At 65.2% G+C, this 12,465-nt stretch carries 14 protein-coding genes and 1 tRNA gene; 7 read left to right on the plus strand and 8 right to left on the minus strand.

Annotated features, from left to right (window positions below):
- Positions 1 to 121 precede the first annotated feature (121 nt).
- From GRS80_RS13940 to GRS80_RS13950, 3 genes are all read left to right on the plus strand, one after another.
- Complete coding sequence (locus GRS80_RS13940; protein WP_160048105.1) at positions 122 to 577, plus strand: 30S ribosomal protein S19e; 456 nt, start codon at positions 122 to 124, stop codon at positions 575 to 577.
- A gap of 103 nt (positions 578 to 680) precedes the next feature.
- Complete coding sequence (locus GRS80_RS13945; protein WP_160048087.1) at positions 681 to 1,031, plus strand: DNA-binding protein; 351 nt, start codon at positions 681 to 683, stop codon at positions 1,029 to 1,031.
- Positions 1,031 to 1,621, plus strand: a complete 591-nt coding sequence (locus GRS80_RS13950) for an alpha hydrolase (protein WP_160048088.1) — start codon at positions 1,031 to 1,033, stop codon at positions 1,619 to 1,621. The genes GRS80_RS13945 and GRS80_RS13950 overlap by 1 nt, the downstream gene beginning before the upstream one ends.
- 46 nt (positions 1,622 to 1,667) lie before the next feature.
- On the opposite strand, the gene GRS80_RS13955 is transcribed toward GRS80_RS13950, so the two are convergent.
- Positions 1,668 to 2,816 carry an MFS transporter gene (locus GRS80_RS13955; RefSeq protein WP_200840395.1) on the minus strand — a complete coding sequence of 383 codons (1,149 nt, stop codon included), beginning with the start codon at positions 2,814 to 2,816 and terminating at the stop codon, positions 1,668 to 1,670.
- Between the two features lie 558 nt (positions 2,817 to 3,374).
- Between GRS80_RS13955 and GRS80_RS13960 the strand changes: the two genes are divergently transcribed.
- Positions 3,375 to 3,989 carry a hypothetical protein gene (locus GRS80_RS13960; protein WP_160048089.1) on the plus strand — a complete coding sequence of 205 codons (615 nt, stop codon included), beginning with the start codon at positions 3,375 to 3,377 and terminating at the stop codon, positions 3,987 to 3,989.
- A 184-nt stretch (positions 3,990 to 4,173) separates the two neighbouring features.
- Here the strand turns inward: GRS80_RS13960 and GRS80_RS13965 are convergent.
- From GRS80_RS13965 to GRS80_RS13990, 6 genes are all read right to left on the minus strand, one after another.
- A tRNA-Ser gene (locus GRS80_RS13965) sits at positions 4,174 to 4,254 on the minus strand.
- 27 nt (positions 4,255 to 4,281) lie between these two features.
- Complete coding sequence (locus GRS80_RS13970; RefSeq protein WP_160048090.1) at positions 4,282 to 4,554, minus strand: hypothetical protein; 273 nt, start codon at positions 4,552 to 4,554, stop codon at positions 4,282 to 4,284.
- 13 nt (positions 4,555 to 4,567) lie between these two features.
- Positions 4,568 to 4,948 carry a Rid family detoxifying hydrolase gene (locus GRS80_RS13975; RefSeq protein WP_160048091.1) on the minus strand — a complete coding sequence of 127 codons (381 nt, stop codon included), beginning with the start codon at positions 4,946 to 4,948 and terminating at the stop codon, positions 4,568 to 4,570.
- Between the two features lie 78 nt (positions 4,949 to 5,026).
- Complete coding sequence (locus GRS80_RS13980) at positions 5,027 to 6,718, minus strand: bifunctional N(6)-L-threonylcarbamoyladenine synthase/serine/threonine protein kinase (protein ID WP_343161587.1); 1,692 nt, start codon at positions 6,716 to 6,718, stop codon at positions 5,027 to 5,029.
- A gap of 24 nt (positions 6,719 to 6,742) precedes the next feature.
- Positions 6,743 to 6,877, minus strand: a complete 135-nt coding sequence (locus tag GRS80_RS13985) for a 30S ribosomal protein S27ae (RefSeq protein WP_160048092.1) — start codon at positions 6,875 to 6,877, stop codon at positions 6,743 to 6,745.
- Positions 6,878 to 7,195: a 30S ribosomal protein S24e gene (locus GRS80_RS13990; protein WP_160048093.1), complete on the minus strand. Its 318-nt coding sequence runs from the start codon at positions 7,193 to 7,195 to the stop codon at positions 6,878 to 6,880.
- A 177-nt stretch (positions 7,196 to 7,372) separates the two neighbouring features.
- On the opposite strand from GRS80_RS13990, the gene GRS80_RS13995 reads away from it, so the two are divergent.
- Positions 7,373 to 8,617, plus strand: coding sequence for a PQQ-binding-like beta-propeller repeat protein (locus tag GRS80_RS13995; RefSeq protein WP_160048094.1), 1,245 nt, complete (start codon positions 7,373 to 7,375; stop codon positions 8,615 to 8,617).
- Between the two features lies 1 nt (position 8,618).
- Positions 8,619 to 9,515 carry a hypothetical protein gene (locus GRS80_RS14000; protein WP_200840396.1) on the plus strand — a complete coding sequence of 299 codons (897 nt, stop codon included), beginning with the start codon at positions 8,619 to 8,621 and terminating at the stop codon, positions 9,513 to 9,515.
- Between the two features lie 86 nt (positions 9,516 to 9,601).
- Here GRS80_RS14000 and GRS80_RS14005 read toward each other — a convergent pair whose 3' ends face one another.
- The gene (locus tag GRS80_RS14005) at positions 9,602 to 10,612 is read right to left on the minus strand and encodes a hypothetical protein (RefSeq protein WP_160048095.1); all 1,011 of its coding nucleotides are present in this window, start codon (positions 10,610 to 10,612) and stop codon (positions 9,602 to 9,604) included.
- A gap of 222 nt (positions 10,613 to 10,834) precedes the next feature.
- Between GRS80_RS14005 and GRS80_RS14010 the strand changes: the two genes are divergently transcribed.
- Complete coding sequence (locus tag GRS80_RS14010; RefSeq protein ID WP_160048096.1) at positions 10,835 to 12,373, plus strand: HAMP domain-containing sensor histidine kinase; 1,539 nt, start codon at positions 10,835 to 10,837, stop codon at positions 12,371 to 12,373.
- Positions 12,374 to 12,465: the final 92 nt, after the last annotated feature.

The following is a 12,465-nucleotide window of genomic DNA, read 5'->3' on the forward strand; positions in this document are numbered from 1 at the left end:
GACGCCCCGACTCGAGCCGCCGTCGGTTCGTCGGATCGGCGTCCCGCTGTCCGTTCCGACCGGGCAGCTCTTCGCCTCCGATACGATGCTCTTAAATGCCGCGGAAGGGAACCAAACGCCAATGGCTACGATGTACGACGTTCCGGCGGACGACCTCATCGAGGCGCTCGCCGACGATCTCGAGGAACGGCTCGACGAACCCGACTGGGCACAGTTCGTAAAGACTGGTGTCGACCGCGAACTCCCACCCGAACAGGAGGACTTCTGGGCGGTCCGCGCGGCGAGTCTCCTGCGCAAGGTCGCCGACCGCGGTCCCGTCGGCGTCGAACGACTCTCGACTGAGTACGGCGGCGGCAAGGGCGGCTCCAACCGGTACCAGGTCGCACCCGACAAGCGCGTCGACGGCTCGCGTAACCTGATTCGCACCATCCTCCAGCAACTTGAGGAGGAAGATCTCGTCGAGACCGCCGACGGCGAAGGTCGCCGAATCACCCCCGAGGGACGCAGCCTCCTCGACGACACCGCCGGAACCGTCCTCGAAGAACTCGATCGGCCGGAACTCGAGCGCTACGCGTAACTGGTCGCCCGGATTCGATTTTCGACGCGCTTCCCCGGCAAGCGTCGTCACTGGTGAGTGTGGTCCGTAATCATTTTCCCCGCTGCCAAACAATCCAGTACGTATGAGCGGAGAACCCGACGAGGAGCGACTCGAGGAGCTCCGACAGAAGAAAATGGAGCAGCTACAGGAGCAAGCCGACTCCGGCGAGGCAAGCGCCGGTCAAGAGGCTGCCCAGCAACAGGCCGAGGCGCAAAAACAGGCGCTGTTGCGCCAGCATCTGACCGACGACGCTCGCAAACGGCTCAACACCGTCAAGATGAGCAAACCGCAATTCGGCGAGCAGGTCGAACAACAGGTGCTCGCCCTCGCCCGGAGCGGGCGCATCCAGGGGAAGATCGACGACGACAAAATGAAACAGCTGTTGAAGGAGCTAAAACCGGACTCCAAGAGCTTCGACATCAAGCGGCGCTGATGGAGCTCGGACTCCTCTACAGCGGTGGGAAGGACTCGACGCTCGCCGCGCTCCTCCTCGAGGATTTCTACGACGTCACGCTCGTCACGGCACAGTTCGGCATCAGCGAGGACTGGAAACACGCCCGCTCGAGCGCCGAGACGATCGGATTCCCGTTCGAACGTCTCGACCTCGACCCTGACGTCGCCCACGACGCCGTCGATCGGATCCGAGCGGACGGATTTCCGCGAAACGGGATTCAGTTGGTCCACCAACACGCCCTCGAGCGGGCCGCACGCGATGGATTCGACGTGATCGCCGACGGAACCAGACGGGACGATCGGGTGCCAACGGTTTCGCGGGCACAGGCTCAGAGCCTCGAAGACCGCCACGACGTCGAGTACGTCGCCCCGCTGTCCGGGTTCGGTCGAACGGCTGTCGATCGGCTCGTTGAAGCCCACCTCGAGGTAGTCGCGGGTCCGAGCGAGGAGATCGAACGAGCGGATTACGAGGCCGAACTCCGGGAAATTATTGCCGCCGAGGACGGCCCGGATGCGGTCGCGGAGCTCTTTCCGGACCACGACCAGACGTACGTGACCGGCAGGCGCTGAACTCGGCGGTCGCGGCGTCGAACACCGTAGACGTGTCTGTCGACGATTACGCTCGTCGGTCGCTCGAGCGGGTCCACGTGAGGAGAACCACGACGAAGAGCGCGACCGTGAGCAGGGCTGGGATCCACATCGCGACGCCGATGTTCGTCGCTTCGGCGACGACGCCCACGACGGCCGGAACGATCGCGATCCCGCCGTACGTCGCCGCGGTAGTGAGTGCGCTCACGGGTCCGCTGTACTCCGGTGCGAGTTCGACGCCGTAGGCCGACAGCACGGGAAACAACGCGGACAGCAACATGCCGGCACAGAAAACCGCTGCGAGCATGCCGACGTGTCTCCAGCCGACCACGACGGCTAACACTGGAACCGCGAGCCCGGTCGTCACCGTCAGCAATCGCAGATACGCCACCGACTCGATCAGTCTCGAGTAGGCGTACCGACCGGGGACGTACGCCAGCAGAAAGACCGACAGCGCCAGATTCGCGGTCGTCCGGTCGAGAAACGTTCCCGCGTAATACGGTAGCCAGGTGAACAGCGTCCCTTCGATCCCGCCGACGATCGCCAACCCTACCATCGTTCCGGGGATTCCCGGTTTCGACAGCAGCCGAACGAGGGTCTCGCGCTCGAGTCGGCGTTCGTCCCACTCCGACGGCGTCTCGAGCGCCCAGACGGCGGCGACGATCGGGAGGATCGACAGGCCCAGTAAGACGTACGTGGCTCGCCAGTCGGCGACCAGTAACACGGCGCTCGCGATCACCGGGCCGGAGACGGCTCCGACGGCCCACGCGAGCCCGTAGAGTGCGAACACGCGCCCGATCCGTTCGGGATAGAGATGACTCAACAGCGGCCGGTCGATCGCCCGAAACACGCCGGCGGCTGCTCCCTGAACCAGCAGGGCCAACAGAAACACGGTATACGCCGGTGCGATGGCGACCGCCAACAGCGACAGCGCCATCGCCGCCGATCCGAGCACGAGGATATGACGCGCATCGAGGCGTCCTGCGATCAGGCCGACGAGTACGATGGCCACGACGAAGCCGACCGTTCCTGCTGGCGCGACCAGCCCCAGTAACGACTCCGAGACACCGAACGCGGATTCGAAGTTCGGGAGTAACGCACCCCGTATCTGCATCGCCATCGCGTCACCGGCGACGAAACAGAACGTGATACCCAACCAGAGCCGTCGTCGTCTCACACCCGTTCGTTCGATTCCGACTATCTATATCTCGCGACTTTCTTCGGGTCTCTGGAGTCGTGATCGGACGGGCAATCGCGGCGGTTCGATCCGCGAAGAAATCGTCCTCTAGCCGATCGACAAGCGAGTCTTTCTCGGCTTCTCTTCGCCACGATCGGCGTCTCGGACGGAGTCTGTACCAGTGATACGGACTGCTGTCAGTCATTTCCGGTGCAACCGCGACACGTACTGCGGTTGTGCCGGTACATCGGTACAGCAACCCGTACGCGCCGGTGAATCGACGGATAGGTCGTGGTTTCGCTGGTACTGATTTACACGAGACTGCCCCAGAAAGACCGTTGTACTGGTTACTCGGTAGAATCGGAGGTCTAAAACGACTGTTCTGGGAACGACGACCAACGGTTCCTGTCAGCTTCCGTCTGTCTCGTCGCCCAGGAACAGTCCGACCGGTAGGAGTTTCGTTAAAATCGGTACCTCATTGATAACAAAACGTGGGCTGAACGAAGCTGTCGGTACTCGCCAGTTCGACGGTGACGCCGTCGTACTGGAGGGATATCCATGACAGACGACGATCGAATCTCACGACGTGCGGCCATCAAAGGTATCGCAGTCAGCGGAGCACTCGTCGGTGGCACCGCCGTTGGTGCGACGACAGTCAGTGCTGGAGAGAAAAAAGACCGGAAATGCAAGAAAGGAAAGCGTCGAGATAAGAAGTACGACGGGAAGGGCAAGCGGAAAGGCAAGAAAGGCAAGCGGAAAGGGAAGAAAGGAAAGCGTCGAGATAAGAAGTACGACGGGAAGGGCAAGCGGAAAGGGAAGAAAGGAAAGAAAGGCAAGCGAAAAGGGAAGAAAGGCAAGAAGGGGAAGAAACACGGACAACACGTGCCCGTTGACAAGGTCAAAGGGCGCGTAGCGTTCAACCCTGAGGATACCGATCCCAAAAACCACAGGGCGCAGTTCTACATCCACCACGGGTTGGACACCGACCTGACGTTCACCTACAAAGTTGCCGGGACTCGCAGGAAGGGAACGATCACAGTCGAGAACGATCTCGCCACGGCCGAAACCTTCTGGGTCAAGGCCCGTAACGGGGACGCGAGGGTTACAGTGTACTACCGAGGAACGCGCGTCGGCGGGGCCTCGAGCGACGCGCCGCCCGTCTGCGGGGACTAACGGGTCTCCGTACACCGTTCCAACAGCCTTCTCGAGCCCCACTCGGTAGGGACCGGCCGCTCACGGACTTTTTTGGCGCTGACGATGCCGGTCACGGCAGCCAGGACTGGGATTTGTGGCGTTTTCGGGACTTCGAATCGCTCGCGTCGCCACGCAGCGCTCGTCGGTATCGAAATCGCGAAAACGCCAGGACTGGGATTTGAACCCAGAATCCCAAAGGGAACACGCTTTCCAGGCGTGCGCCTTACCGTTCGGCCATCCTGGCTCGGGTGAACCTAGCCACGTCCGTCGTTTAACTCTTACTTTTACCGTCGCTGCCGTGTGACTCGGTTTCACTCCTCGCGCGTCGCGCCGACCACGCCGCGATCCGGTACTCCATGGCGTACGCACAGCCGGCTGTCACGAGACCGACCAGAATCGCCACGGCGGCCCCCTGGACGATTGTCACGAGCGGCGAGACGAGGAGGGCGTAGCCCTGGACGAGGACCAGAAACGCCATGAAGCCGACGGCTCCCCACAGCAGCGCCGAGCTCACTCGTCGCGAGGGGGTCCGGAGTTCGAACATGCGCGGTCGTCGATCACTCGAGTGAGGCGATTGCCTCGATCTCGACGCCGACGCCTTTCGGGAGGGCAGCGACCTCGACCGCGCTTCGGGCCGGCGGCTCGTCGTCGAAGTAGCCGGCGTAGGTCTCGTTCATCGCCTCGAAGTCGTCGATGTCCTCGAGCATGACGGTCACCTTGAGGACGTCATCGGCGCTCGCGCCCGCCTCCTCGAGGACGGCCAGGAGGTTGTCGAGTGCCTGTTCGGTCTGGGTTTCGATGGACTCCTCGTCGAGGAGGTCCCCGTCGGGCGTGAGGGGGATCTGTCCGGCGGTGAACAGGAGCGAGTCGTCGGTCGTCGCCTGACTGTACGCGCCGACGGCCGCCGGCGCCTCGTCCGTTTCGATGATCCGTTTCATGGGGAAGCGAACGGCCCGCCCCATCTTAAAAGCGGCCGGAAACCGGTTGGATCGCCAATGTCGTTTTCGACGGGGCGATTACGGTTCGTCGACGACGTACCGGCCTCTCTCCTCGACGTCTCGCAGGCGCTCGAGTACGCCCTCGTCGCCGGCTTCGCGGTACCCCTCGCGGACCGCGTCACGCAGTGGCTCGGGGTCGTCTGCGGTCCCGACGAGACTCTGATCGAAGACGTGTAGGTCCATCGCGTAGTCCTCGACGTGGTCGGTGTGATAGCCCAGACCGAAATCGATGAGGTACGTCCGCTCGTCGGTCGTACGCACGTTTCTCGTCGTCGGATCACCGTGGACGATACCCGCCCGGTGGAGTGTTGCGAGGTGACGGCCGACGTCTCGAACGCGCTCTTCGGACAGAGTGTCCCGCAGGTCCGCGTCGCCGACGTACTCGAACTCGAGTCGTGCCTCGAGCGGGTCGACGTCGGCGAGGACCGGCGTTGGAACTCCCTCCCGACGAGCGAGACTCGTCAGGCGCGCCTCGAGCGTGGTGCGCTCGCGCCGGAGGCGCTCGTCGAGTTGGGGGTGGCGGTAGCTCTTCGCTCGCCGTCGCTTTTGTACGCGGCCGGCCTCGGGCTCGAGGTCGACGACGGCTTCTGCGCCCCGGACGCGCGTTTCGGACGCTGGCTGTCCGTCGTCGGAGCTAGCGGAATCGGATGCCGGTTCGCGCCACGTCACCGGGACCTGATCGGGTCGGAAGTTCGGATCGACGCGCGAGTCCTCGAGTGCGAGGGTGTCGCCGACCGCGTACATCTTCGCGCCGAGGACGGCGATCATGCCGGCGTTGTCCCGGAGAAATCGGGGTTCTGGCGCGTGAAACTCGGCACCGCGCTGGTCGCACATCTCGGCGAGCATCTCGCGCAGGCGGGCGTTCTGTCCGACGCCGCCGCCGAGTACGAGTTCGTCGCTCCCGGTCAGCGAGAGCGCCCGCTCGGAAACCTCCGTGAGCATCCCGAAGACGTTCTCCTGGAGGGAGTAACAGACGTCTTCGACCGGAACGCCACCGTCGGGCGACTCCGACGGGCCTGCGCTCACGTCGTTCGCTGAGCCGCCGTCGTAAGCCTGCTTTGCGGCCGACATGATCCCGGAAAAGGAGAAGTCCATCCCCTTGACGACGTACGGGAGGTCGACGTACTCGCCGTCTTCGGCCGCCGCCTCGACTTTCGGTCCGCCAGGGTGACTCCAGCCGACGTGGCGGGTGAACTTGTCGATCGCGTTGCCGACGCCGGTGTCCATCGTCTCGCCGAGGACGCGGTAGCGGCCGTTACGGTAGGCGAGGAGGTGTGCGTTCGCTCCGCTGGCGTTCAGACAGACCGGATCGTCGAAGTCGGCGGTGTGACGGCCGATCTCGAGGTGGGCGACCATGTGGTTGACGCCCACCAGGGGAACGTCGAGCGTCTGGGCGAGTGCCCGCGCTGCGGTTCCGACGATGCGCAAACACGGACCGAGGCCGGGGCCCCGGGAGAAGGCGACGGCGTCGACCGGGGGGTCGTCGGTCGGGCCGTCGTCGCTCTTGTGGGCGTACTCGAGCGCTCGCTCGACGACGCGGGGGATCGCGTCGTGCATGTGTTCGGCGGCCTCGCGGGGGTGAATGCCGCCGCTGTCGGGCTGGTAGGCGTCGGTTTCGATGAAAACGTCGTCGGAGTCGGAATCGTAGACGGCCGCGCTGGCCGCCCAGGCGGTGCCTTCGATCCCGAGTACTCGGGTGGTGTCGTTCACGGCTCGAGTCGGATCACCGGCTCGTTACTCCCACTCGGTGTAGCCACACTTCCCGCAGTGTTTGCGGTCGCCGTGGTCGGCGAGGAAGGTGTCGCCACAGCGGGGACACTGCTCGCCCTCGACGCTCCCGTCGTCGCCGTAGAGTTCGTATCGCGCCATTTACGCCTCCTCCGCTTCGGCGTCGCCCTCGCCGTCGTCGGCGACGATCTTGTTTCGCTCGAGCATGTGGTCGCGCTCGACGTCGCGGGCGAAGTCGGCCGTCTCGTAGACTTTGGCCTCGCCGACGGTCTTTCGCATCCCGAACTTCGTGTCGAGTTTCCGGATGACGACCTCGTCGGCGTCCTTGTTGAGCTTCGCTGCGAGGCTGTCTCGGACCTGGAGGCGCTCGGGGGTGGCCTCGTCGTGGTTTAGTTCGAACGTCACGTCCGTCCTGTGCAACATGGGATTCTCCGTTTCGGAGATGATGTCGACGTCCATGATATCACTCAGTTACACTACTATCCCCGTGTAGCGCCTAAAAGGATTTCGAACCGGCGGGTCGGCCCGTCTCGGAGCCGAGTGACGGCACGGATCGGTGTGAGTTGACAGCCGCCTCGAGCCGGACGCCCGAACGTATGGAAAAACTTTCACGTCGCCCATCCGAGGTCGAATCCGATGCCCTCCAGACGACGACTGCTCGCGGCGAGTAGTGTCTCTGTCGCCGGGATGCTCGGCGCAACGAGTGTCCTCGCCGCCGATGGCGGTGGCCGGACGTCGGCCGCGCCGTCGCTCACTCCAGACGGGACAGGGTTCGAGAGCCAGTGGCCGATGGCGCGGTCTGACGCGGCGGGATCCGGTTTCGGTCCCGACGCCTCCGGCCCGCAGGCGGAGGTCCGCGAGGCGTGGACGCGGGACCCGGACGCGTCGATCCGCGGATCAGCACCGCCGATCGTCGTCGGCGACACGCTGTACGTCGTCGGCCGGCGATCGCTGGCCGCCCTCGAACGCGAGACCGGCTCCACCAGATTCGCCCGGGACGGACCGTTCTTCTCGACGCCGGCGCTGGTCGAGACGAGTGCGTACCGATCCGACGCGCTGGCTCTCTCGGGGCGTGCCGGTATCTACGGGCTCGACGCGACCGGCGGTTACGAACTGCCGGGCCGGACTGTTGGCCTCGAGCGCTGGCACGCGCCGGAAGAGCCCCCGAGTGGCTATCTCAGCGCCGAGCCGAGAGAACCCTCGCCCGTCGCCGTCGACGGAACGGTGTACGCGGCCCTCCCCGAAACGGATCGAATCGCCGCGTTCGACGGCAACAGCGGCCGCCTCGAGTGGCGGTACGCGGTGGGCGGTCGACACGCCAGTCCGGCGAACCGGCCGGCCGTACGGGACGGCAAACTCTTCGCCTCGAACGCGCGTTCGGTGGTGGCGAGCGTCGACGCCGACACCGGCGAGGAGCGCTGGCGCGTCGACCTCGAGACGGTCGGGAGCTTACCGCCGACCGCGACGAACGATGGCGTGGTCGTTCCAGCCAGCAACGCCGTCGTGTTCCTCGATGCCGACGACGGCGAGGTCGTGTGGACCTACGACCACGGCGGGAACGCCGATCGGGGAAGCGCCGCCGTCGCCGACGGGACGGCGTTCGTCTCCGACGGCGACGAGGAGCTACACGCGATCGACCTCGAGACGGGCGACGCCGAGTGGACGGCGGAGTACGGTCACGCGGCGAGTCCCGCCGTCGCCGACGGCGTCGTCTACGTCTCTTACTACTGGACCGGCGAACTGCTCGCCGTCGACGCCGAAACGGGTGAACGACTGTGGAGCTACGACGACCCGACGGTCGTCTCCCAGCCGGTCGTCGGCGACGGGACGGTCTACGTCACCACCGACGATGGCGTCCTCGCGCTCGAGGAGGGATCGTAAGATGGCGGACGAGCCATCCAATCGCGACGACCGGTTCGACGACGACCGGTTCGATCGTGAGGACCGGTTCGACGACGACGAAACGCCGACGGTCCGCGATCCGGGCCGTCCCCCCGACGGTGACGGCTCGTCCACCAGTGGCGGGGCCGGTCCGGGGCGCGCTCGATCGCCCGGTGTGCTCTCGAGGGGACTCGAGATACTCCGGACCGATCCGTGGCTGGTCGTTCCGTTCCTGGTCGCCGGAGTCGTCCTCTCGCTCGTCGACGCGCTTCGGCTGCAGGACCCGATTCCCGCGATCGTGCGCGAACCGCTCGTCGCGGACGGGATCGACGTCCAGATCGAGTTCGTCGGCTACCCGGCGGGGGCGACACAGACGGGGGTTCGACTCGAGTCGCTGGTCGGACTCGAGATCCCGTATCTCGTCTGGGGCGTCGGGCTGTCCGCCGTCGCCGTGCTCGTCGTCGTCGCCGCGGGCGTCCTCACGATCACTCGTGCGATGGACGGCCAGGCTCGATTGCGGGGATTCGTCTCGCTTCTCGGGTTCGCGTTGGGTGTCGACCTGGTCAACCGAGCGCTCGGCTCGATCGACCTGCTCCAGGGAATGGGGCTGTTCGGTCTCGTCTGGCTCGCGATCTACCTCTACCTGTTCGTGCGGCTGTTCGCCGTGCCGGGACTCGTCGTCGACGGCCGTTCGCTCCCCGCGGCCCTCGAGGAGAGCTTCGACCTAACCGCGGGATGCGGCTGGTCCATCTTCGGCCTGATCCTCCTGTTCGGACTGGGCGCGTGGCTGCTCGCCGCTGTCCCTCACGTTGGGGCGGTGGCGAGCAGCGCCATCGTCGCCCCGGTCCACGCTGCCGTGATCGTCGCGTTCCTCGAGCAGGCGCGTGAGGACGGGTGAGCGGCGGGTGAGCAGCCCCGATCAGGCCGTCTTCGAGCGCCCCAACACCACGATCACGCCGATATCGGGGCTCGAACACTTCGGCGTCACACCGACAGTGCGACCAGTCCACGCGGCGTCTGCGCCTCGAGTTCCTCGTCCCACCCGATTTCGACGCGCTCCCAGCGGTCGCCGAAATCGTCGGTGACGAACAGCCCGAGGTTGGTCACGGCGTAGACGACGCCGTCCTCGTCGGTCGTATCGAAGACGGCGCGGACGACGCTCTCGCCGGTCGGGAGTCCGCGGTCGTCGAGCTGGTCCCACGGCTGGTCGCCCCGACGGCGGTAGACGTACGACTCTGCGGACTCCGCGGTGTGAGCCGAGGACGCCCCGCTCGCACTCGAGACCATCACGGTGTCGGGATCGCCGGGATCGGTGACGACGCTCCAGCAGTACCGGTGCTCGAGTCCCTCCTGGGGGTGGCTCCAGCGTTCGCCGCCGTCCGTCGAGACGGCGAAGCCGTCGCCGGCGGCGCTGTAGACCAGTCCCTCGCGGTCGGGGTGTGTCGCCAGGCTGTGGTTGTCGCGTCTCGAGCCCTCTGGGCGCTCGAACCAGGTGTCGCCGCCGTCGGTACTGAGCACGAACGCGCCGGCTTCGATGCCGACGTAGAGGCGATCCGAATCGAACGGATCCACCGCGAGCCACCGGACGTGATGGGTGTGCGGTCGCGGGGGGAAGAACCACTCGTCTTCGGAGGGGAGGTCGGCGATTCCCTCGAGGTGTGTCCACGAGTCGCCGCCGTCGGTCGAGCGGTAGACGCGACTCGGCTCGGTGCCGGCGTAGACCGTCTCCGCATCGTTCGGATCGATCGCGATCGACGTGATCGCGTCGCTTCCGGCGGGGATCTCGAGGTGCGACCACGAGTCACCGCCGTCGGTCGAGCGGTAGAGTCCATCCTCGAAGGTACCGACGAACACTCGCTCTGGAGCCCCAGACGAGGCGGCGACGCACTCGAGGCTGTGGCCCTCGAGTCGGGCGGTCAGATCCCAGCGATTGGGGGCGGCGTCGCGTCGACAGACCAGGAGTCGATCACGCAAGGCGAGGTATGCGATGACCATACCGCCACGTACGGTTGCGATCCTCATAGAGGCCTCGTGCTCCGGCTCTGTGTCTGTGTCGGATCTGTGGTCTGGGACATCTGGTCGATCGAGTCCGCTCGACTGTCCCACGAATTCGCGAACATGTGTCGGCGCTCGTGGTATTGACGAATTTCCGTCACGTGTCACACAACAGCCAATTGACTTATGTGTCGAGTATTCACATGATGATCCGTCACAACGATGTCGCCACGCGCTCGGTTCGTGTTCGGTCGCGTCCGCGAGCGATCGCTTTTGGTCGTCGGGATCGTGTTGATCTCCGTCGCCGGTATCTTCGGGACGACTGTCGGCGGTGGGTTTCCCGCAGTGGTACTCGACCTGTGGGTCCCTGTTGCAGTCGGGTGTGCGCTCGTCTGGTACGACATCCGAAAGCCGGTTCTCGAGCGCGACCGACGGCGGGCCCCCGTCGTCGCTGGCTGTGCCATCGGCGGCGGCGTGTTGGTCGCCGTCGGATCCGTCTGGAGTATCGTCCTCGCGGTTCCCAGTGATGGGTCCCTATCCAGGGAACTCGGCATCGCGCTGTTGACGACGACGAGCGTCGGTGTCGCCCTCGGAACCGCCCTCGGACATCTCCACGAAGATCGAGCGAGTCAGCGCCGTGAAACTAACCGGCTCACTCACGCGATCGATGCTGCGATGGACGCCATCGCCGTCGTCGTCGATGGCCGTCTCGACTCGGTCAACGGAGCGTACGCGTCGCTGTACGGCGTTGGCGATCCTGCGAGACTCGAGGGTCGAATGTGGGATGAGGGGTACACGAACGAATCGCTCGTCACGATCGAACAGGAGGCGATGCCGGCTCTCGACGATTGTGGCTACTGGCGAGGGGATCTGACGGGAACGCGAATCGACGGGACCACGTTCCGGCAAAGCGTCAGGATGACGACGAGAGACGACGGGACAGGCCACGTCGTCGTCGCCCGCGACGTGACCGACCGGATCGATCGCGAACAGCGAATACAGGTCCTCAACCGGGTTCTCCGGCACAACCTCCGAAACGCCTTCACCGTCATCCGTGGGCACGCTAACCTCGTCGGCGAGTACGACGAGACGCTCGAGCGCCGTCACGTCGACCCCATCCGCGAGGAGATCGACGATCTGCTCGAGACCGCCGACAAGGCACGTGGCGTCGAACAAAAACTCGAGCGACGCGACCGCGGCGAGACGATAGACGCCACCGACGCCGTCAGAGCCGTCGTCGATCGAGCGAAAGCTGCGTACCCTGGTGTTCGGATCGTGACACGCACGGAAACGCCGACCGCCGACTCCCGGATGCCAACGATCGAGAAGACGGTCGTCGACGCGCTCGACGAACTCGTCGACAACGCCGTCGAACACCACCGCGGCCGAACGCAACTCGATCGGCCGGATCAGGCGATACCGTCGACCGGTGGATCCAACGACGGAGCCGAACCGCTGACTGTGGAAGTCACCGCCGAAGTCGTCGAGTACCCGTTGACGTCGCGTCTCGAGTTCACCGTCGCGGACGACGGTGACGGCATTCCCGTCTCGGAGCGACGGGCAGTTCTTCAGGGTGAGGAGACGCAATTGGCCCACGGATCGGGGCTCGGACTCTGGTTCGTCAGCTGGATCGTCAACAACGTCGGGGGTGACCTCGAGTTTACCGACCGACAGGACGGCGGTACGAGCGTGACACTCTCGTTTCCCTACGAGCGAGAGGAGAACGCCTACGAAACGACAGCGGCGGAGCGCACGGTGTGAATCGCCTCGGGGTCAAGTGGTTCGAGAGACTTCGTCTCTCGTCATCACGGAAGACTTTGTCTTCCGAACGACCCCGAGGCTTCCTGTTTCGA

The sequence above is a fragment of the Natrialba sp. INN-245 genome (genome assembly GCF_009807105.1).
Classification (GTDB): domain Archaea; phylum Halobacteriota; class Halobacteria; order Halobacteriales; family Natrialbaceae; genus Natrarchaeobius; species Natrarchaeobius swarupiae.